Raw genomic sequence first — 18,682 nt, forward strand, 5'->3', positions numbered from 1 at the left:
TCGCGGAAATCACCTTACGTTAGATTGTGGAGCAACAAAAAGCCTTTATGTTGACTCATGCCCTTACCCTAGGGGCTAAGTCCGACAGACTGCTAGTTGGCCACATTGTATCCCTGGAAATGCAACGTCACCAAACCAAGGGCGATCACCAGGAATCCTGCTGCGACCTTGAAGCGGCGGTTTTGTCCCAAACCATAGAGCCGGCCGGCCAGAAACCCGGTGGTGAGCAGCGCCGGCAGGGTCCCGACGCCGAACAGCGCCAGATAGAGTGCACCGGCCGCGGCACCGCCCTGGGCCGGGGCGCTGATCAGCATGCCGTAGACCAGACCGCACGGCAGCCAGCCCCAGACCGCACCGAAGAGCAGCGCGCGCGGGAGGGTGCGGACCGGCAGCAGGCGCCGACCCCAGGGCTCGAGGCGCCGCCACAGGGGCTCGCCGAACCGCTCGACCGCTGCCATGCGCGGCAGCCAGCCGCCGATCGAGAGCCCGATGCCCACCACAATGACGGCCGCCAGCACCCGCAACCCGTCGTAGGCCCAGGCGTAGTTGCTCAGACCCAGCATCAGCGCGCCGAACCAGCCGAACAGGGCACCGGCGGCGGCATAGGAGAGGATGCGGCCCAGGTTATAGGCGAGCAAGAAGGCACCGAACCGTACCGGCCGTTCACGCACGCAAACCGGCAACGAGAAACTCAATGCCCCGACAATACCGCCGCACATGCCCACGCAGTGCGGGGCACTCAGCAGACCGACCGCGAGGGCCAGCAGATAGGCGGTATTCATTCCCGTTCCACCAGGCAGCAGCCAAGCTGAGGAGTCGTTCCCTTGGAGTTTCTGAAGGCCAATCTGGACCTGGGCGTCATCGGCGTCCTCGGATTCATGAGTTTCCTGACCGTCGCATTCGTGATCGAGCGCTATCTGCACCTGGCGCGGATCGATCTGGCCGCCTATGACCACCTGGAGGACCTGGAGCTCGACCTCACCCGCCACCTTACCGTGATCGCCAGCGTGGGCGCCAACGCCCCCTATGTCGGCCTGCTCGGGACCGTGTTCGGCATCCTCATCACTTTCTATGATATCGGCCACGGCGGCACACTCGACACCGCCGCCGTCATGGTCGGCCTGGCGTTGGCACTCAAGGCGACGGCCCTGGGCCTGCTGGTCGCCATTCCCTCGATCGTTTTCTACAACGCCTTGCTGCGCCGGGTCGAGGTTCTCAAGGTCCGCTGGGGCCGCCAACGGCGTGCCGCGGACGCCGCCGTGAGCACCGATCCATGATGAAAAAAATGGACCAGATCAACGTCATCCCCTTTATCGACATCATGTTGGTGTTGCTGGCGATCGTGCTGACCACCGCCACCTTCATCGTCGAGGGGCGCCTGCAGATTCGGCTGCCCACCGCGGCCAGTCAGGGCGCGCCCGAGTCCATCGAGCCGCGCGAAATCGCCATCGACGCCGACGGCCAACTCTACTTCCAATCGCTGCCCTTGGGCGTCGGAGCACCGGGGCTGCGTGCCCTGGCGCCGCAACTCGCCGAACTCGAACCCAGGACCCCGATCGTCCTGCGGGTCGACGCCGCGACCCGCTTCGCCGCTTTCATCGCCGTGGTGGATCAGCTCAAGGCGCGGGGGCTGGAACGGCTGTCGATCGTCACCCGCCGACCGTGACCAAGCACCACCCCTGCCGACACTGCCTCGCATTCGGCCTGCTCGCCTCTGTCCTGATCCACGGGGCTGTGCTGCACCTGGCACGGCGGACGGCACCGACGCCCCCGCCAACACCGCCCGTGATCGTCATCGATCTGGACCTGGCCGTTTTCGCGGACGCGCCCGGCGGCGCAGGTGCCGACGGCGCCGATGACCCTGTTCTGACCGGAGCAGCGCCGTCCGACGCGGCCCCGACACCGGAACAACCCGAGGCCGCGCCGCCGCAACCCGCGCCACCGGCACTGCCGCCCGCGCCGTCGGAGCCGACCCCGGCAGTCGCGGATGCGCCGGCGACACCGCCGGCCCTGCAACCCGCACCCGTCGCATCCGTCCAACCGGCCCCGGTGCGCGCCATCAAGCCGCCGCCCCCGGCGGAACCCAAGCGTCGGCAGGAGCCCAAGCGCACCAAACCCAAGCCGGTGCAAGCGACGCCAAAAGTGAAACCCAAACCGGAACCCAAGCCGAAACCGGAAGCCAAGTCCGCAGCCGAACCGGCCTCCGAGCCGCGGCCCAAACCGCCGGAATCCGCGCGGACCCAGACCAGCCCGCGCCAGGCCGCCACCCCCGCGTCCACGCCGGGCGCATCCCCGCGCAAGCAGACGGCACCGGCCGCCGCGAGCAGCGGCATCGGCACCCGGTCCAAGTCCGCGGAGGGGAGCACCGCCGGTGCAGGGACGCGGCCGGCCGCCGGCGCGACCAGCGCCGCCGCACGCGCCGCGGCGGAGCGCGCCTATCTCGCCGAACTCCAACGCGCCATCAGCCGCCAGCAGCGCTTTCCGGAAGAAGCCCGTAAACGCCGCAAGACCGGAGTCGCGACGGTCGCCTTCGTCGTCATGGCCGACGGCCGCATCACCCAGGCGCGGATCGCCAAGAGTTCCGGCGACCCGGACCTGGACCAGGCTGCCGTTGCGACACTCAACCGGTTGGGCCGCTTCAAGCCCATCCCGGCCGCGATCGGCCGCTCCAGTTGGCCCATGCGGGTTCCCATCCGCTTCGATCTTCGTTGACGACCGGGGGTGGCTGGTTTTCTGCCCGACAGGCCGTATAGTGTCGCACCAGGATGCCGCATCAGCATTTGGCGATCTACCGCTTGACGAGGAGCCCGACCATGGCCGCACCGAACCTTGAGCATATCCGCCCCCTTCAGGAGCAGCTCAACGCCCATCCGATCTACGCGGCCATCCGCGATCTCGCGGACCTGCGGGTCTTCATGCAGCACCACTGCTTCTCGGTCTGGGATTTCATGTCCCTGATCAAGTACCTGCAGCGCCATGTGGCACCCGTCCAGGTGCCCTGGAGGCCCACCGGCAACCCCAGCCTGCGTTATTTCATCAACCAGTTGGTGCTGGAAGAAGAGTCGGACACCGCCCCGACGGCCGACGGCGGCGTTCGCCATGCGAGCCATTTCGAGTTCTACTGCGAGGCCATGAACGAGATCGGCGCGGACGGCGACCTGCCCCGGCGCTTCCTCGCCCGGGTCGCGGAGCAGGGCCTGGACAAGGCGCTCTATTCCGATCTGGTGCCGCTGCCCGCCCGCTATTTCAGCGAGACCACCTTTTGCTTCATCAACGAGGACAAGCCCCATGTGGTGGCTGCCGCCCTCGCGGTGGGCCGCGAGCGCCTGATCCCCGGCATGTTCCGTGAGTTTCTCAAGGGCATGGCGTTAGGACCCGAGCAGGCCCCGGCCTTTCACTACTACCTGAACCGCCACATCCATCTGGATGAGGACTTCCACGGCCCCCTGTCCATGGAGTTGCTGTCCGCGCTGTGCGCCGACGACCCCCGGCGTCTGGAAGAAGCCGAGACCGCCGCGGAAGAGGCGATCTGTGCGCGCATCCGCTTCTGGGATGGCGTACTGGAGGCGATCGAGGCGCGGCGCCGCGCCGGCTGAAACCTCGACCTCCGGGCTGTTATGCGGGTGCAGCAATTCCAGTTTTGAAAATCGCGTGCAGCCCATGGTGGATGCGGCGCGCACGACCGACGTGCCGGGTCCCTGACACCGAGCGGCGCGCCTTATCCACCCTACAACAGCGCAGATTTTGTAGGGTGGATAAGCGCAGCGCGGTTCCCCGGTCGTTGGACCAGCGCCAGCCAGCCGGCGACCGGCTGCCCCGCGTCATGGCGCAGAATCACCGGCTCCAAACGCAGAACGACCAGGCCCTGCCGCTGCGCAAGCGCCGCCAAATAGGTCCGTGAGTGGGCATACCGGCCGTGATGCTGTAACCGATAGTCGCCGGGCTCGCCCTCCCCGAGCGCTTCGACCGTGAAGCACAGCCAGCCGCCCGGGCGCAGTGCCCGCGACGCCGCCGCCACGGCGTCCACCAGGGTTCCGAAATAGACCAGGGTATCGGCCGAAACAATGAGGTCAAAGCCGCCGGGGTGTTGCTGCATATAGGCGCAGAGCTCCGCCTGCTCCAGCGCATCGTAGAGGTTGCGCCCACGCGCCTTGTCCAGCATCCCGTTGGAGAGGTCCACCCCGGTCAGGGTCCCGGCATAGGGTTTGAGCAGCGGCGCGCACAAGCCGGTCCCGCAGCCGGCATCGAGCACCGCCAGGTCCGCCGCGGGCGCGCCCACGCAGGCCGCAACCGCCTCACCCACCAGCGTGGGCGCGCGGTATTCCAGCAGCGCCAAGCGGGAATCGAAGCTATTGGCAAAGCGATCGAAAGTACACTGCACATAGGCGTCGGAAGCGCGCTCCGGAACGCCTTGCCCGGTACAGGCGGCAAGGTAATGCAGGGCCTTGGGATGATCGGGCTCGTCGGCCAGCCACTCCCGATAAATCTGCGCAGCCTCCTCGGGGTGCCCCAACCGGCATTTGGCGTTACCCAACATTTCGCGTGTCAAGGCATTTCTCGGCTCGTGCGCCAAGACCTCGCACGCCTGTGCGAGTCCCTCGTCGGTCCGTCCCTGCCGGAAATAAAGACCGGCCAAGACATTCCTGGCCTCGTTGAAATCCGGGGTCAGCTCGAGCGCACGCAGCAGGCAGCGCTCCGCATCCGCGTAACGGCCAAGCGCCTTGCACAGCACCGCGTAGTTGTGAAGCGCGCCCGGGCGATCCGGGTCGAGGGCAAGCGCCGCGCGGTACTCCCGTTCGGCGTCTTCAAACCGTCGGTTATCGAGCAACAGATTACCCAGGTTACTGCGAAATCCGGCATGTTCCGGCATCAGTTCGACCGAGCGGCCCATCAGACGCAACGCATCCTCGTCGCACCCCCGATCGTGCGCCAGCACCCCCAGAAAATGCAGGGCGTCCGCATGGTCAGGCACCTGGGCCAGCACCCGCTTATACACCTCGAAGGCTTCCACGTGATGGCCGGCATGGTGCAGACTCATCGCGAGGCGCATGGCGTCATCGATGCTGAGCGGCTGCGTCAGGTCGATCTCGGACAGATCTTGAGTGGAATCCATGGTTGGCAAGGGTCTCCGGTTCGCAGGGCGGCCCGAATCAACTCGGGAAACTGAGCGTACGCTTAAGCTACCATAACCCGACCAGTCGAACGGAGGGCCTTGATCATCGTTTCGGCCGGCCGCGGACGGTCCGCACAGCGGACCCTACGGTAAGGCCGCGATCCGTAGGGTCCGCTGTGCGGACCGACGACCGTGCAGATCGCGCGGTGGCCGGGTTTATGATCAAGGCCGAACAGAGTTGCGGCTCGCGACCCACCGCCACCGAACGGAAAAACCATGATTCAGATTTCCTACATCAGTTCCGCCACGGAGCCCATGCACACGGACGAGTTGCTGCGGCTGCTACAATCCTGCCGGGAACACAACGCCGGCAACGGCGTGACCGGGATGCTGCTCTACGGCAACGCGACCTTCCTGCAAGTGCTGGAGGGCGACGAGCAGGTGATCGATGACCTGATCGAGCGCATCCGCCAAGACCCGCGCCACACCAACCTGCAGATCCTGCACCGCAAGACGATCGAACGCCGCCAATACTCGGACTGGAGCATGGGGTTCAAGCGGGTCGCCGCCAAGGAGTTGCAGGGCGTCGAGGGGCTGCGTGACTTTAGCGAGCGGGACTTCAATCCCGACTATCTCATGCAGCACGATGCCATCGTGCAGAGCCTCATGAATCACTTCCGCAAGGAACGCTTCAAAACCATCGGTCAAAGTGAACTGGGAGTCGATGAAGAAGACCGCATGATCAATGTGCTGCACTTCATCATTCGCGGCGCGGTGCGGGTGCTGGCGATCTTGATGGTCGTGACCATCCTGTGGGGCGTGGCCGACGTGGTCATGGTGCTCTATCTCCAGGTGTTGCTGCCGTCGGTCGAGGAATTAGGCACGCACGACATCGTCGTCACCTTCGGGGCCTTCCTGGCGGTGTTGATCGCCATCGAAATCTTCATGAACATCACACTCTATCTGCGCGACGATGTGGTACACGTCAAGCTAGTGATCGCCACCGCGCTGATGGCGATCGCCCGGAAGGTCATCGTCTTCGATTTCGCCAAGATCGAGCCGATGTATGTCCTGGCGACCGCGGCGGTCATCCTGGCCCTGGGGCTCATCTACTGGCTGATGGACAGCGAAGTCACCTGGGGGCACGCCGGACGGCGGCGTTGATGCGGCCTTGGTCATCGTTCCGGCGACCGGAGGTCGAGGCTTTAGCCGGTCCGGCGCGCAGACACCACAGATCCGGACAGCGCCTTGGTGTAGGGGCGGGTTTGAAACCCGCCCCTACATCCGGTTATCACGTCCGATGGCTATCACAGCCCTGGAAGGAACATCAAGCCACCCCGGAAAAAGTCCCCCGTGGGAGCGGCGTCCCGCCGCGATGCGGTGCCGCGGTGACCGCGAACGCTGCGGCTGCGCGCCCGGCCCCCCTCGCGGCGGGACGCCGCTCCCACGGGGTCGCTGCGCGACTAGGGTAGATAAGGCGCGCCGCTCGGTCTCAGGGACTCGGCACGGCGGTCGCGCGCGCCGCATCCACCAGAGGTCGCGCGGTACCGCCCAAATTTGGAATTGCTGCCGGCGCACGGTGCAGATTGACAGAATGCACCTGTTGGCGAATGGATTTCAACACTTTCCGCAGGTGCTGCCGGCCCCCCAACTCCCCCGGTGCAGCACCGCCGCGGCCTTGATCATCGTTCCGGCCGGCCGCGGACGGTCCGCACAGCGGACCCCACGGTAACGCCGTGACCTGTACGGTCCGCTGTGCGGACCGGCGGCCGTGAGGTCGCGCGATGGCCGGGTTGATGACCAAGGCCACCAATTTTAAACCGCGTCTCCACCGAGGTTGGTTTAATCCTCAAGGTCGAACACAAAATGAAAATTACGCATTTCGCGCCGGACGCGGTTTAGATGTTGCTTTTCGTTGGATCCGGCGCCACGTCGTTCAGCAAGTGACTGTGGCCCTAACCGGAGTTCCCGTGTCGTCTCGTGTTATCGTGAATTTTGTCGCGTATCAGGTCGCCTGGTTCGCTTGTGTCCTCGGCGGCGCTCATGGGCTGCCCTGGGTCGGTGTGGCCGTGACCGCGGGGGCAGTGGCTATCCTGTTGGCCGGCAGCCCCGCGCCCTGGCGGGATGCCGCCCTCATCACCGTGGTTTCCTTGATCGGTGCCCTCTGGGACGGGCTGCTGGCCGGGCTCGGCCTGCTGGTCTACCCCTCGGGCATGATCCTGCCCTGGCTCGCCCCGGTGTGGATCATCGCCATGTGGGCCGGGTTCGCCACCACCTTCTATGTCTCGATGCGCTGGCTGCTCGGACGCTGGTGGCTGGCGAGCCTGTTCGGCGCCATCGGCGGACCGCTCGCGTTTTACGCCGGCATGCGGCTCGGCGCCGTGAGCTTTCCCGACCCCGTCGCGGCCCTCGCCGTGCTGGCGGTCGGCTGGGCGGTGCTGATGCCGCTGACCGCCTGGATCGCCGTGAAACTGGAGGCCGACCCGGGGGCGGGCGAGCCGGCCGCCGCGAGTCCACAGCCGTTGTAGCCAACTATCAGCGCAGTACCCGCGGCCCCACGGCAGCAGCATCTTCCTCACCAGTTCGGCGAGCCGCTTCAGGCCGCGATGGACCTGGACCTTGAGTGCCGCGACCGAGACTCCGCTGCGTTGCGACGCCTCGGCCACCGACAGGCCCTCCAGTTTGATCAGGGTGATCGCCGCCTGTTGGGCTGCCGGGAGCCCGCCCAGCAGCGCCCCCAGGTCACGCTGCACCGACAGTTCATCCCAAACCGCGGGCAGTGCAGCTTCCGCCACGTCGTCCAGCGGCTCGTGCAACGCCTCGCGCCGGCCGCTGATCTGGATCAGCACCTCCCGATAAGCGGCCTCGTCACCGGCCTGGGCACGGGTCCACAGCGGCTGCAACAGCGGCTGGAAATACGTCCCCGCCGGCACCTGCGAGCAAACCGCCTCCCCCAAGTCACCCACCGGCAACGGCCAACTCACTGCCTTCAAGGCGAAGTAAGACGCACCGCCGGCGCGCCACCCGAGGATTTCCCAATGAACGGTATGGTCACCCCCCCAACCGCCGTCGGTATCGGCCTCAAGCCGATGCATGTCCAGGAGATCCTCGGGGCCGGCAGCAGTTCCAAATTTGGGTGGCCGCCGCCAACAGCGTGCCGGCCGCGAGGCTGATGGTGGATGCGCTGCGCTTATCCACCCTACAAAACCGGCTCCGCTGTAGGGTGGATAAGGCGCGCTGCTCGGTGTCAGGGGCCCGGCACAGCGGTCGCGCGCGCCGCATCCACCGGGATCGCGCGATGCCGCCCAAATTTGGAATTGCTGCGGGGCCGGCGCGCCCCTGGACTTTTTCGAGGTCCACGCCGAGAACTATCTGGTCCCCGGCGGACTTTTCCTGCGCCACTTGACACAGATCCGCGAGCGCTTCGCGCTCTCCATTCATCGACCAGGTCCAGGAACGGCTCGATCGCCGGCTGCTGTTGGAAAACCCCAGCACCTATGTCACCTTCGCCGCATCGACACTGGACGAGGGTGAGTTTCTTGCCGCGGTCGTGCAGCGCACCGGCTGCGGCCTGCTGCTGGATGTCAACAACGCCTACGTCAGCGCGGTCAACCATGGGCGTGACCCCTGGGACCTGATCGCCGCGTTGCCGCCGGCCGCCGTCGGCGAGAGCCACCTGGCAGGATTCGCCGAGGACCGCGACGGTGCCGGCGGTGATTCAGTTCCTGGTCTACCCAGGGGCCTATCCCACCCACGGGGTCTGGGCAGCGGTCCTGCTCTACCTGATGGCACGGGGACCGGGGCGCCTCTCGCTGGACCATGTGATCGCCCGATGGCGGGAGCGCTGAGTCGCGCCCCCGCGGCGCGGATCAGAAATCGATCACCTTTTCCGCTTGGAGGAATAGCGGCCCCACGGTCTGTGGGGTGCCGACTTCGGCTCCGTCGATCAGATCAGTCGCCGGGTACCCGCGGCTCATCCAGCCAATGTATGAATCCCGGCCGGCCTGGTCGCCCTGTCCCATCGGAGCATCTGGCGCGCCAGCGAAAGTTCGGTCATCGACGTGATCCCGTCCGGTTTTCATACGGTTATGCACGTTCGCGGCGCGCAACGCTGCCGCCTGATCAGTATAGACTGATATGGTGGAATTGCTTGACCGGCCCGGACAACCCAAGGCCATCCACAGGATGCGTAGAAGCACCCCTCCCGTGGGAGCGGCGTCCCGCCGCGATGGCGCCGCGCGGGATTGCGTTGTTTTTTGACTCGACTGCACCATAAAGTATGCGGCTGATGAACAAGACACTCAGGTAAACAGTCATTAACCAACGCAGACTCCTCGCCGGTCTCGCCACGGCCGCCGCCGCTGCCGTGTTTCCGTCGGCTTGGGCGGCCGACCCGCCGCTGACCTCTGCCGTTTATTCAGCGGACGGGGGCACGCCGGAGGTGACGCTGACGGCCTATCGGGCACTGTCCGCCAGCCAGTCGCGCAACTATGACCGGACCCAGGACATCTCCCCCCGGCAGATGCTGATCCTGCTGGAAGTGACCGAACGGATCGGGGCCAGTCTCGGGCAGGCCCTGGCCACCGGCGAACACGAGAGCGCCCGCACCTGGAACGATCATGTCCGGCCCACCCTCAAGAACGGCAGCCTGGGGTCGGCGACCGGGGTCTGGCAGTTCCAGCCGGCCACCTTCCACGGCATCATCAAGCGGTTCGGAACGCAACTGCTGGCCGCCAGCGCGGCGGATGCGGCAGCGGGCCGAGACCAGATGGACTTGAGCGACGGGCCTTTCACCGATACCCAGGTTCGGGGCCTGATTCAGGACACGGTGGACGGCAAACGGGGAGCGGACGATGAGGAACTGCAGCTCCTGCGTCATAACTTCGCCGTGTTGGCCTTTGCCAAGCACTACCTGAGCGTCGACAACGGGGCGACCACACCGGAAGAGGATTATCTATTCCATTTTCTGGGCGAAAAGCAGGGCCGACGGATACTGGCGCTGGCGCGGGGCGAGGCGCGCGATACCCTCTGTGTCAAACCGGTCGAGGCGCCGACGCCTGCTCCGGAAACCAACCCGGAGCCGACCATCGCCACCGGCCTGCCGCCGGCACCGACACTACAGCCCGCCGCGCCACCCCGGCCGCTGGTGGTCGCCGGACCCGCCGCCGGGTTGCGCACGGCTCCCGGCGAGCCGCCGCTGGTGTGGTCGCGGCGCACGCTGGAACCTCCGGCAGCGCTGCCGACACAGGATCAGATCATCGCCATGATGAACGCCGAAGCGGCCCTCCAGTCCGGATCCGCGATCACCACCGAATCCGCCCTGATCTACCCGGTCTACCCGGCGATTCCCGAAGCACCGCCGCCCGTGTCGTCGGAATGGGGACTGCCCGCCAACTCGGGCACGGTCACCGGCAATTTGGGCATGTTCTACCGCGACGGCAAAGGACAGAGCCAACCCTACACCTGGGCCGAGTTCATGGACCATCTGGCCAAGCGCGTCCGGGCCGAGAGCCAGCCGGCGCTGGTACGGGCCAAGTATGGCGTCGGCTTCAGCCTGAAGGGCGGCGATCTCCCGGAGCGGGCCTTCAAACCGGATCAGGTCACCGACGCGGTCGAATTTCGCCATGCGAACGAACAAAGCGTCCTGCTGCCGGAAGCGCTGGTCACCGGCACGCTCAGCCCGGACGAAGCGCGCCGCTATAAGCAGCGTTTAGCCGCACTGGTCAACCAGGGCGAGGACAAACCCACGCAGACACTCCCACCGGAGGCTTTGGCCGCGCTGCATCATCTCAAGGTGCTCCCGACGAAAGTGCAGGAGACCAGCACCAGCCATCCGGAGGTCCGCAATGCCCTGCAGAAGTTCCGCGCCAAGGTCGGTAAGGATGCGCCGGATGATCCAGCGCAGGTCAACCTGCTGATGCCGGCCGAGCGGATCGCGCTGGAACTCTATGGGCAGCGGATCGGCCGGTATGCCGCGCTGCAGGCGGGCCAACAGGCGTCTTCGAGTCAGGCCCCCGACCTGAACCGCATCAAGAAAATGCCAAAAAAGTTCCAGCGGCTGGCATCACCGCACCTCGCCGCGGTGCAGTCGGCGCTGGCCACGCAGGGACTACTGACACAGCCGACCAAGAAGTCCGTCTGGCGCGACAAGAAACGCAAAAAGCATGTGGACTACAAAAAGGTGCCGTTCGCCGGCAAAGCGGATCAGACGACGGTTGCCGCGCTCAACACCTTTCAAATGCGCAACGGCCTGCGCAGAACGGACGGTGTTCTGGACGCCGTGACACTCGACATGCTGGGCCTGCCGCCACTGGAGCCGGACATCTTTCTGCCCCTGTCCGGCCCGCAGTGCGCCGTCAACGCGGCGGCCGACGCGCCTCCCAGGAGCGAGACCCCGAACGACGGGCAGGCTGACCCCTGCACCACGATCGCCTGTCGGCTCAACCGCCCGCCGCTCGTCGTCAAGTAACACGTCAAACACAGTCGTTGTCGTTGTCGTTGTCGTTGTCGTTGTCGTAATCGGATAAGCGATCACGTAAGGCGACCGGCCGCTGGAGCGGCCGGACGGCATTCCCACGCTGGAGCGTGGGAACGAGAAAAAGTGTCGTCTCCCGTGGGAGCGGCCTCCGGCCGCGATGCGGGGCCGCGCGGGATCATGAAGATTGGCATGTTCACCGCGGCACCGCATCGCGGCCGGAGGCCGCTCCCACCCGCGTGTCGGCCTACTGTCGGTATATCCACAAAATCCGGTCGGAAAACCGCCAAGGCCCTTGCCTTTCGATCACCGCCACAAGCGGCATCCGGCCCAGCCGCAGGCATTTTCGAGCCAACAAATCCAAGGCTGACCGCGCACCGCCTCCGGCCGCCGACACCTGACCACAAACCTGAGCAAGTACGGCATCATTCTTGCTAACTCGCGTGCTTTGATGCGGCCCAAGGCCCTGTGTCCGGCCGCCCTGCGGAATGGTGTTTTCAATCTTGACCAAGCCCTTCGATTGGCCCGGCGCTGCCGTGCGACCCCTCACCCGGCGGCCGGTCACGGCCGCCTGTCCCGCCGGGTCACGCTCCCGGCCACGCCCCCTGCCCCGCCTTATCAGGATTTCGCGCGAGGTGTCCGATGACGCCTGAGACCCTGGGCCTGCTCGGAATCGTATCTGGACTGGCGCTCCTCATCTGGTTGGCCTACCGGGGTTGGAGCGTCCTGCTGGTCGCCCCCGCGGCGGCCCTGCTGGCCTCGGCCTTCGCCGGACAACCCCTGCTGGCGTCCTGGACCCAGATCTTCATGGGCGGCGCCGCCGGCTTCGTGTCGCAGTTCTTCCCGATCTTCCTGCTCGGCGCCGTCTTCGGCAAGCTGATGGACGACAGCGGATCGGCGTTGGCCATCGCCCGCACCCTGACCGATCGGCTGGGACGCGAACGGGCGGTGCTGGCCGTGGTGCTGGCCTGCGCCCTGCTGACCTATGGCGGGGTGAGCCTGTTCGTGGTCGCCTTCGTTGTGGTGCCGGTCGCGGACGCGCTGTTCCGCCAGGCGAACATCCCCCATCGACTGATCCCGGCGACGGTGGCGCTCGGCGCCTTCACCTTCACCATGACGGCCATGCCCGGCACCCCGGCGATCCAGAACGCCATCCCCATGCCCTATTTCGGCACCACGCCCTTCGCCGCGCCGGGTCTGGGGTTGATCGGCGCCGCCATCATGTTGAGCTTCGGCCTCTGGTGGCTGAGCCGGGTCACCCGCCGCGCCCGGTTGCGCGGTGAAGGCTACGGACCGACCTCGACCTCCGCGGTCGGCACCGGCGACCAACTGGCGCGCGAGCGGGTCACGACGACCGATACCTTCGACCTGGCCGAATCCGCCCGCGGTCACCAGAGTGAGGCGCTGCCGCCGTTCTGGCTGGCCGTGTTGCCGATGCTGGTGGTGGTGGGGATCAATATGGCGATGAGTCTGGCCGTGCTGCCGGGGCTGCAGAACGGCTATCTCGCCGAACGGCGCTGGGGCGCGACCTCGCTGGCCGCGGTCGGCGGCATCTGGGCCGTGGCGACCGCCCTGTTGACCGCCATTCTGGTCCTGGTCCTGGTCAATCGGCGACGCCTGCCGGTGCTGCGCAAGACCATCAATGCCGGCGCCAATGCCTCGGTGCTGCCGTCGCTCAACACCGCGAGCGTGGTGGGCTTCGGCGCGGTCATCGCCGCACTGCCGGCCTTCGCCCTGATCAGCGCGGCCTTTCTGGCGGTGGGCGGCGGACCCCTGGTGTCGCTGGCGGTCGCCACCAACGTCATCGCCGGAATCACCGGCTCAGCCGCCGGCGGTCTGATGATCTCCTTGAAAGCGCTCGGCGGGACCTATGTCGCCCTGGCGGCGCAGGCCGGCATCGACCCCGAACTCATGCACCGGGTCGCGGCCATTGCCGCCGGCGGACTCTCCAGCCTGCCTCATAACGGTGCCGTGGTCACCCTGCTGGCCATCAGCGGCGCCACCCATCGGGGCAGCTACCGCGATGTCGCCATCGTCATGCTGATCGGCACCCTGCTCGCGCTGGGCACCATCATCGTCCTGGGTCTGACGTTCGGAGCGTTTTGAGGGAAGTCGCGCGTCAGAAATAAGTGGAACAACGACCGAGAAGCCAAAGGCAATCTTGATCATCGTTCCGGCCGTAGAAGCGGCTTCCAGCCGCTTTGAAGCGCCAGGATGGCGCTTCTACGAGCCCTGGCCGCTTCGCGGTGGCCGAAACGATGATCGAGGCCCCCGTGGGAGCGGCGTCCCGCCGCGATGCGGCGCCGCGGTGACCTCGAACGCTGCGGCTGCGCGCCCGGCCCCATCGCGGCGGGACGCCGCTCCCACGGCGTCGCTGCGCGACTTTCATGGTAAAGCCTCAGTCAACGTGTTTGCGGGCGAGCGCCTCGTCCCGCGCATCATTGATCTCGCGCAGGATGCTCTCGAGGTCGGCCTCCAGATTGCGGCCTTTGAAATGGCCGGTGAGCTTGGATTCAGGCGTCAGCTTGCCGCTCTCGTAGAGGTGCCAGATCTCTTTGCCGTAACTGGTGCTCAGCAATTCCGGGGCGAACTGGCCGAAGTAGAGCGCCAGATTGCCGACATCGCGTTCCAGCATCCGGGGCGCATGATTGTTCGCCGCGGCATCGATCGCCTGGGGCAGATCGATGATCACCGGGCCCTGGGCGTCGACCAGCACATTGAACTCGGACAGATCGCCGTGCACCAAACCGGCACAGAGCATCTTCACTACTTCCCGGATCAGTTGGTCGTGGTACTGCAGCGCCAGCTCACCGTTCAGATCAAGATCATTCAGCCGGGGCGCGGCCACCCCGTCCTCGTCGGTGATCAACTCCATCAGCAGCACGCCTTCGAGGAAATGATAGGGCTGCGGCACCCGCACCCCGGCCGCCGCCAGCCGATACAAGGCATCGACCTCGGCATTCTGCCAGACCTCTTCCTGCTCTTTGCGTCCGAACCGCGTGCCTTTTTCCATCGCCCGCGCCTGCCGGCTATTGCGCACCGTGCGCCCCTCACGATACAACACCTGCTTGTGAAAACCGCGCTTATTCGCCTCCTTATACACCTTGGCACAGCGGACCGCGCCCTCGGACAACACCACATAGACCGCGGCCTCTTTGCCGCTCTTCAGTGGCCGGATCACCTCATCGACAAGACCGTCGCGCACCAGCGCTTCGAGACTTTTTGGAACTTTCATAGTCGCCCTTGTAGGCAGTGCCGGCCGGCCGCCGCATCATCAGGTGGCAGCCGGCCGACAGTGCGAATGAATCAACAGGAAAAGACAGGACGAGCCTTGATCATTGCTGCCGCGATGCAGTCGACGGCACGGTCGAGCGTTCGCGCGGCGGACCCTCGGGGCGCCAATCGATTCGTCGGGTCCGCGGCCCGGATCGGGCACCGCAAGACCGCGGCACCCAGGATCCTCTGACCTTGGACGCCCCTATGGTAAACGTCGGGGCACACCGGCAGGCTTCAATTTGAGCGACAGCGAAAAATTCGGCACCAGAGCCTTAATCATCGTTCCAGCCAGTGCCGGGGCGTGGCGTTTTGGAGGCTTGACCGTGAAAGTCGCGCAGCGACTCTGTGGGAGCGGCGTCCCGCCGCGACGGGCCGGGCGCGTACCCGCAGCCTTAGAGGTCACCGCGGCACCGCATCGCGGCGGGACGCCGCTCCCACGAGGAACATTTCTGTTTCGGGAGGCTGATGTTCCTTCCATGGCCGTTAGCAGGACCAAGGCCGCGCAGACGCGAGGGCGACCGGATCGCCAACCTAGCCCGCAGCACGCTCCAAGCCCGCGTCCGCGATGATCGTCACCACCACCCGACGCTCGCTCCGCGGACCGTCGAATTCACAAAAAAACAGAATAGCAACACTCGCAGACAATGCATATGCATTGCCACGGCAAAGCGACTGCACTATCATGCGAGGCGTCCCACGCTTTAACCGGAGCGCGCCATGCCGACCACCCTCGAAGCCGAATCCACGCTGACCGATCGCTACCAGACGACGGTACCGGAGACGGTGCGTCGGGCTCTTCGGCTCGGCAAGCGCGACAAAATCCATTACACCATCCGCCCCGGCGGCGAGGTAGTGCTGACCCGCGCCGAGTCCTCCGAGGGAGACGACCCGGTGCTCGGACAGTTTCTGGGGTTCCTGGCACGCGACATCGCCAACCACCCCGAACGCCTGCAGGCCGTGGATTTCGGCCTCGTGCAGCGGCTCCGGTCGCTGGTCGGCGAAGTCGAGATCGATCTCGATGCCGCCCTGTCGGCAGACGATGAATGAGTGCAGGCGAGCCCACACCCTTGGTCGTTCACGGCTGGACGGTCTTTGCCCATCCGCTGTTCCTCGCACAGATCGAAGCGCTGGCCCGGCAGGTGGAGGCCCTCAAGCGGAAGGACCCGCTCGGGTACACGAAGAAGAACGCCGGCAAGCGCTTGGCGGCGATCACTAAATTGGCGTTCGACGTCATTCCGCAAGACCCCGCGCGGCGGGAATACCGCCAGGGCGGCACCCTTGGCGACGATCGCAAGCATTGGCTCCGGGCGAAGTTCTTCCAGCAATACCGGCTGTTCTTCCGCTACCACGCGCCCAGCAAGGTGATCGTGCTCGCGTGGGTCAACGACGAGGACACCAAGCGCGCCTACGAGAGCGGCAACGACGCCTACCGGGTATTCCGCAAGATGCTGGAAAGCGGCCATCCACCAGACAACTGGGACCGGTTACTGGCCGAGGCTCGGGCCGAGGGTCAGCGCTTGCAGCAGCTCACCGCCGACATCGCGCCGTAAGGAATGGACCCCAGCCCCGGATGCCAGTTAACCCAAGTTTAACACCTCAGATTATTTCTCTCTTAAGATCATCCGCTTACAGCGGAAAAAATCGGTCAGTGGCACTACATTCGTAAAATTCTGTGAAACCGGACGGTTCAGACAAGCATTTTTTGTATCCCTCCCGGGCTGGGATCGCTGCCCAGCGACTGGATGATCGCCAGCTGCGCCGGCTCGGCGCGCGTCGCCTTGCGCACATGCAGGGTGCGCCCGTCCGCCCGGCGGAAGGTGGCGGTCACCCGGCACTGGCCGGCGAGGATGTCGCGCAGGGTCGACCAGCGTTCGCTGATGCCGTGCGCGCGCAAGCGGCGACGGATCAGTTGCACGAATTGATAGGCCAGCACCGAGATAAACAGGTGGCCGTCGACCCGCGCCTCAGTGCGGTGATCGATCGGGCGCAAGCCCAATTCGGATTTCAGGGAGCGGAACACGGCCTCCAGGTCGGTGAGCATGGTGTAGGTTCGCCACAGTTGCTCGGCGTCCCAGGTCAATTCATTGGTGCGCAGGCAGTAGACCCCGGGGTGGGTCAGCATGGTCCCGGCGACCGGCTGGCGTTCCCAGCGGATCGCCGTAGCGAGCTGACCCGTGGCATCCGCATCGATCTCAATGCGGTAATGTTGACCGACCCCGTGACTCTTGGCCTTCAGGCGCCCGATGCGCTCCCAGAGCTTATCGATTTGTTTGGTGGTCCGTGGCCGCGCCAAGCCATCATGCAGGGCTTGCAAGGCGGTTTCAAAGCGCTGGGTGAAGCGCTCGGAGATCCCTTTCTCCTTGCCGGCCCGGCATTCGGAAAAGCAATACAGCCGCACTTCCGCGCCGTCGTCGTCAAGCACCCGTTGGATGGCCAGCGCCTCACCACTGGCCGTCGTCAGCGACGTGGCGGCAGTGGCATCGAACTGGCGCTGGCGCTCGCGGCTGACCACCAGGTAGCGGTAGCCCTGGGTGCGCAGCCAAAGAATATTGTCGGCGGTCGCGATCCCGGCATCCATCACCACCAGGGCGCCGCGCGGCGCCCCCAATCCCCGCAGCATGCCGTCCAGGGTCGTGCCCTCGGTCACCGCGCCGTCGAAGGTTTGGGAGCGGCGCACAAAGCCACTGCCATCAAGCACCAGCCCCAGGGTCACCAGCGGGCAGTCACTGCGCTTCTCCTTGGAGTGTCCGCGCTGGGCCTTGGGGTTACCCGCCGCCGCCCCCTCAAAGAAGGTGTTGGTCAGATCATAGAGGGTGACGGTCCAGTCCAGCCCGAACAGGTCACTGACGCGCGTAAAAACCGTCTGCTCGATCACCGTCCGGTGCCGCATCAGCAGGTCCGCCGCGCGGTAGAACGGGGCCAGGGGGAGGGTCGCGAAATCGACCTCCAGCAATTCCCCCAACGCACTGCGCTCACCCAGCCAGCGGTGGGTCGCCCGTTCCGAGCCCGGCGCGGCCATGCGCCCGACCACCGCCCCGACGATCAGCGCCCGTTGCGGGCCGCTCAGCCCCAAGCTCTGGAGCAGCGCGACAAAATTCACCTCCGCCATCGCCCACAGGGCGACCGACTCCACCCCGACGCTGCGCGGGCGGCTCAGTTCCAGCGAGTCGATGTCGACCGCCTGCACATCGCCGCCCGCGGGGCCGCCGGTCGGCGGGGCCACGCCCTGACGCGCCAACAGCCGGGCGAGCAGCCGCTGCGCCTCCCGTTCGACGGGCGCGGCGCCGGCCAGCAAGGCCCCCTGGCCGCTGCGCAGCTCCTCCAGCCGCGCACAGAGTGCCGGCCACTCCTCCTGGGGCAGCGTGAACTGGCGGCCCAGGTTCAGCAGGGTGACCTGCCGCACCCGGCCGCCCACGCGCTCGGACTGCACCAGGCGGTGGGTGGTGTAGCGCTCCCCGGTGGCGCTGTTCGTGGTATGGGTGCGACGGATGTACATCCCGGTACTCTACGACACCCAGCACCGGCTTTACTCTAACCCTATTGAATAACTTGGCACTACATTGCGATTTTCGGCAGGCGTGTACATAAGGGTCAGATGGTTAGATGCCATCTAGGGGTGGTTATCAATGGGGTCATGTTAAAGATGGGTTAAGGAGGCCGGTCGGATCGACACCGGCGGATTCGTCAATTTGTTGACCGGCCCGCAGCTGCTGGATCAGGTCGCCGCGTTAGTGCCGGCCCATCGTGAGCGGGCCTTTCCCCCGACGGAGACCTTGGCGATGTTCATGACCCAGGCGCTCTCGGCGGACGGCAGTTGC

The 18,682-nt window shown here is 66.0% G+C and carries 16 protein-coding genes and 3 pseudogenes; 14 read left to right on the top strand and 5 right to left on the bottom strand.

Translation table 11 applies throughout. The features are described from left to right. Positions 1-92: 92 nt before the first annotated feature. On the bottom strand, positions 93-782 hold the full coding sequence (locus A39O_RS0113185; RefSeq protein ID WP_020505131.1) for a sulfite exporter TauE/SafE family protein: 690 nt from the start codon (positions 780-782) through the stop codon (positions 93-95). Between the two features lie 42 nt (positions 783-824). On the opposite strand from A39O_RS0113185, the gene exbB reads away from it, so the two are divergent. From exbB to A39O_RS0113205, 4 genes are all read left to right on the top strand, one after another. Beyond that, on the top strand, positions 825-1,277 hold the full coding sequence (exbB, locus tag A39O_RS0113190; protein WP_020505132.1) for a TonB-system energizer ExbB: 453 nt from the start codon (positions 825-827) through the stop codon (positions 1,275-1,277). Next, positions 1,274-1,666 (top strand): biopolymer transporter ExbD, encoded by a 393-nt coding sequence (locus A39O_RS0113195; RefSeq protein ID WP_245561890.1) that lies wholly within the window; start codon positions 1,274-1,276, stop codon positions 1,664-1,666. The genes exbB and A39O_RS0113195 overlap by 4 nt, the downstream gene beginning before the upstream one ends. After that, entirely contained in the window at positions 1,663-2,712 is a 1,050-nt protein-coding gene (locus A39O_RS0113200) for an energy transducer TonB (RefSeq protein WP_020505134.1), read from the top strand. The genes A39O_RS0113195 and A39O_RS0113200 overlap by 4 nt, the downstream gene beginning before the upstream one ends. 101 nt (positions 2,713-2,813) lie before the next feature. Further along, positions 2,814-3,596: a DUF3050 domain-containing protein gene (locus A39O_RS0113205; protein WP_020505135.1), complete on the top strand. Its 783-nt coding sequence runs from the start codon at positions 2,814-2,816 to the stop codon at positions 3,594-3,596. Between the two features lie 131 nt (positions 3,597-3,727). On the opposite strand, the gene A39O_RS0113210 is transcribed toward A39O_RS0113205, so the two are convergent. Beyond that, a complete protein-coding gene (locus A39O_RS0113210; RefSeq protein ID WP_020505136.1) occupies positions 3,728-5,113 on the bottom strand; it encodes a tetratricopeptide repeat protein in 1,386 nt (461 codons plus the stop codon). Between the two features lie 276 nt (positions 5,114-5,389). Between A39O_RS0113210 and A39O_RS0113215 the strand changes: the two genes are divergently transcribed. Next, a complete protein-coding gene (locus A39O_RS0113215) occupies positions 5,390-6,277 on the top strand; it encodes a phosphate-starvation-inducible PsiE family protein (protein ID WP_020505137.1) in 888 nt (295 codons plus the stop codon). Between the two features lie 806 nt (positions 6,278-7,083). After that, a complete protein-coding gene (locus A39O_RS33360) occupies positions 7,084-7,641 on the top strand; it encodes a DUF2878 domain-containing protein (protein WP_040527797.1) in 558 nt (185 codons plus the stop codon). Between the two features lie 72 nt (positions 7,642-7,713). On the opposite strand, the pseudogene A39O_RS38435 reads toward A39O_RS33360, so the two are convergent. Then, positions 7,714-8,208: pseudogene (locus A39O_RS38435) on the bottom strand (sigma factor-like helix-turn-helix DNA-binding protein); the annotation flags it as partial. Between the two features lie 244 nt (positions 8,209-8,452). On the opposite strand from A39O_RS38435, the gene A39O_RS43555 reads away from it, so the two are divergent. From A39O_RS43555 to A39O_RS0113250, 5 genes and pseudogenes are all read left to right on the top strand, one after another. After that, on the top strand, positions 8,453-8,647 hold the full coding sequence (locus tag A39O_RS43555; RefSeq protein ID WP_407635636.1) for a multinuclear nonheme iron-dependent oxidase: 195 nt from the start codon (positions 8,453-8,455) through the stop codon (positions 8,645-8,647). Beyond that, positions 8,592-8,747, top strand: a pseudogene (locus A39O_RS42675) (multinuclear nonheme iron-dependent oxidase); the annotation flags it as partial. The gene A39O_RS43555 and the pseudogene A39O_RS42675, both read left to right, overlap by 56 nt. Before the next feature lie 70 nt (positions 8,748-8,817). Continuing rightward, positions 8,818-8,961 (top strand): hypothetical protein, encoded by a 144-nt coding sequence (locus tag A39O_RS39905; RefSeq protein WP_020505141.1) that lies wholly within the window; start codon positions 8,818-8,820, stop codon positions 8,959-8,961. A gap of 518 nt (positions 8,962-9,479) precedes the next feature. Continuing rightward, positions 9,480-11,582, top strand: coding sequence for a peptidoglycan-binding domain-containing protein (locus A39O_RS0113245; protein ID WP_020505143.1), 2,103 nt, complete (start codon positions 9,480-9,482; stop codon positions 11,580-11,582). 648 nt (positions 11,583-12,230) lie between these two features. Further along, positions 12,231-13,694: a GntP family permease gene (locus A39O_RS0113250; RefSeq protein ID WP_020505144.1), complete on the top strand. Its 1,464-nt coding sequence runs from the start codon at positions 12,231-12,233 to the stop codon at positions 13,692-13,694. Between the two features lie 292 nt (positions 13,695-13,986). On the opposite strand, the gene A39O_RS0113255 is transcribed toward A39O_RS0113250, so the two are convergent. Next, positions 13,987-14,823, bottom strand: coding sequence for a PA4780 family RIO1-like protein kinase (locus A39O_RS0113255; protein WP_020505145.1), 837 nt, complete (start codon positions 14,821-14,823; stop codon positions 13,987-13,989). A gap of 758 nt (positions 14,824-15,581) precedes the next feature. Between A39O_RS0113255 and A39O_RS0113260 the strand changes: the two genes are divergently transcribed. Together A39O_RS0113260 and A39O_RS0113265 are read left to right on the top strand one after the other, a co-directional pair. After that, positions 15,582-15,911: a type II toxin-antitoxin system PrlF family antitoxin gene (locus tag A39O_RS0113260; protein ID WP_020505146.1), complete on the top strand. Its 330-nt coding sequence runs from the start codon at positions 15,582-15,584 to the stop codon at positions 15,909-15,911. 20 nt (positions 15,912-15,931) lie between these two features. Then, on the top strand, positions 15,932-16,414 hold the full coding sequence (locus tag A39O_RS0113265) for a type II toxin-antitoxin system YhaV family toxin (RefSeq protein ID WP_211211580.1): 483 nt from the start codon (positions 15,932-15,934) through the stop codon (positions 16,412-16,414). Between the two features lie 137 nt (positions 16,415-16,551). Here the strand turns inward: A39O_RS0113265 and A39O_RS0113270 are convergent, their stop codons facing one another. Continuing rightward, positions 16,552-18,360, bottom strand: a complete 1,809-nt coding sequence (locus A39O_RS0113270; protein WP_020505148.1) for an IS1634 family transposase — start codon at positions 18,358-18,360, stop codon at positions 16,552-16,554. 169 nt (positions 18,361-18,529) lie between these two features. Between A39O_RS0113270 and A39O_RS42680 the strand changes: the two are divergent. Then, positions 18,530-18,682, top strand: a pseudogene (locus A39O_RS42680) (IS4 family transposase); the annotation flags it as partial.

It is taken from the genome of Lamprocystis purpurea DSM 4197 (assembly GCF_000379525.1).
GTDB classification, from domain to species: Bacteria; Pseudomonadota; Gammaproteobacteria; order Chromatiales; family Chromatiaceae; genus Thiodictyon; species Thiodictyon purpureum.

Excerpts from the sequence above, each read along its gene's own strand:
- A39O_RS0113185 (WP_020505131.1), bottom strand. The coding sequence starts at position 782 with ATGAATACCGCCTATCTGCTGGCCCTCGCGGTCGGTCTGCTGAGTGCC.
- A39O_RS0113250 (WP_020505144.1), top strand. The coding sequence starts at position 12,231 with ATGACGCCTGAGACCCTGGGCCTGCTCGGAATCGTATCTGGACTGGCG.
- A39O_RS0113215 (WP_020505137.1), top strand. The coding sequence starts at position 5,390 with ATGATTCAGATTTCCTACATCAGTTCCGCCACGGAGCCCATGCACACG.
- A39O_RS0113255 (WP_020505145.1), bottom strand. The coding sequence starts at position 14,823 with ATGAAAGTTCCAAAAAGTCTCGAAGCGCTGGTGCGCGACGGTCTTGTC.
- A39O_RS0113205 (WP_020505135.1), top strand. The coding sequence starts at position 2,814 with ATGGCCGCACCGAACCTTGAGCATATCCGCCCCCTTCAGGAGCAGCTC.
- A39O_RS0113270 (WP_020505148.1), bottom strand. The coding sequence starts at position 18,360 with ATGTACATCCGTCGCACCCATACCACGAACAGCGCCACCGGGGAGCGC.
- A39O_RS0113195 (WP_245561890.1), top strand. The coding sequence starts at position 1,274 with ATGATGAAAAAAATGGACCAGATCAACGTCATCCCCTTTATCGACATC.
- A39O_RS0113210 (WP_020505136.1), bottom strand. The coding sequence starts at position 5,113 with ATGGATTCCACTCAAGATCTGTCCGAGATCGACCTGACGCAGCCGCTC.
- A39O_RS0113260 (WP_020505146.1), top strand. The coding sequence starts at position 15,582 with ATGCCGACCACCCTCGAAGCCGAATCCACGCTGACCGATCGCTACCAG.